2 protein-coding genes are annotated in these 1,463 nt (G+C 66.9%); both read right to left on the bottom strand.

Annotated elements, in window-relative coordinates:
• Positions 1-82 precede the first annotated feature (82 nt).
• Positions 83-529, bottom strand: coding sequence for a hypothetical protein (locus KIP79_RS46125; protein WP_214111423.1), 447 nt, complete (start codon positions 527-529; stop codon positions 83-85).
• A complete protein-coding gene (locus KIP79_RS46130) occupies positions 526-1,359 on the bottom strand; it encodes an IS5 family transposase (RefSeq protein ID WP_214111424.1) in 834 nt (277 codons plus the stop codon). The genes KIP79_RS46125 and KIP79_RS46130 overlap by 4 nt, the downstream gene beginning before the upstream one ends.
• Positions 1,360-1,463: the final 104 nt, after the last annotated feature.

Consider the following 1,463-nt stretch of genomic DNA (forward strand, 5'->3'; position numbering starts at 1 on the left):
CTGAGAGTGCGTTCCGCGAGTTGATGCCCCTTTTGTCGGTTGGGTTGGGTTAGGTCGGCTAGTCGGAGACCCGCCGGTCGGGCTATGGGCGCGGCTGGGTGAACAATCCCGGCTCGGTCTCGACGAGGATGCCGCGGCTGGCCAGGCGTTTGAGCTTGGCGCGGACGTTCTGGATGTCGTTCTGTGTCAGGGGCAGGTCCATGGCCATAGCCAGGTCCCGGGCGCGCAGGCATCCGCCGGCCCCACCGAAGACGGTGAGAATCTGCTGGTAGGCCGGGTGTTCGGGGACCGTGGGAGGCGGTGCGGCCGGTTCGACCGGAGCGGGAACTTCCTCGGCGAGGGCGATGAGGGTCTTGCGGCTGATCCGCAGGTGCTCGATCGCCTCGCTGAGTTCGCTCAGACGCGCGGTGAGCGTGTCGATCTCGGCCTGGGTCTGCTCGATCTGGCAGGTCAAGGCCTGTTCGCGGGCGTCGATCCGGTCCAGGAGCCAGGTACCGGGGTCGGCCTGCCGAGCGTCGGGCCCGGTCATGTCCACCGCCATGACGGGGACGCGTCGCGGGTCAGGCGGCGGGACATCACGTCCGTCATCGCCCAATACACCCGTGATTCGGAACTGGCCGGAAGGTGCTCATAGTCGCGGACCAGACGCCGGTGGAACATCAAGATGCCGTAGGTCTGCTCGACGACCCATCTCGTGGGCTGGGGGACGAACCCCGTGTCGGCGGGGTTGCGTTCGACGATCTCCACCTCGATCCCCAGGCCGGAGCCATGCGCGACGACCGCGTTCTTGAATCCCTGGTCGGCCAGCGCCTTGGTCACGGTGCCCTCGGTGCCGGCGGCGACCCGGTCCAGCAGGGCGATCCCGGCGGTGTTCTCGTGGGCCGAGGCGGCCAGGACAACAACGGCGATGACCAGGCCGAGCACGTCCACGGCCAGGCCCCGTTTCCTCCCCGGCACCTTTTTCGCGGCGTCCCTTCCGGTCGTGGAGGCGGGGACCCCGGCCGCGACGTGGATGCTCTGGGTGTCCAGCACGACCAGGCTCGGGTCGGCTAATCGTTTCTTCTTCTCGCGCAGATGCCAGCGCAGCAGGTCGTGGATCGTCTTGTCGGTGCCATCGTCGCGCCACTTCGAAAAGTAGTAGTACGTCGCGCTCTTGGGAGGCAGGTCGTGCGGGAGAAAGTCCCATTGGACGCCGGTTCGTCCCTGGTAGCGGATGGCGTTCACGATCTCCCGCAAGTCGTAGTTGCCCTCGTGGCCGCTGACGGACGGGTGCGCGGCCTTCCAGGCCGCGAGTACCGGCTCGATCAGCGTCCATTCCGCGTCGGTCAAGTCGCTGGGGTACGGCTTACGCTCGGTCACCCGGCCATCCCAGCACAGCAGACCCCACCGGCCGGCGGTAACGCTACAAATCCATGCGATCACATAGCGACATCACAGGCATATGCTCGCGCAACGCACTCTGA

The organism is Acrocarpospora catenulata, assembly GCF_018476525.1.
GTDB classification, from domain to species: Bacteria; Actinomycetota; Actinomycetes; order Streptosporangiales; family Streptosporangiaceae; genus Acrocarpospora; species Acrocarpospora catenulata.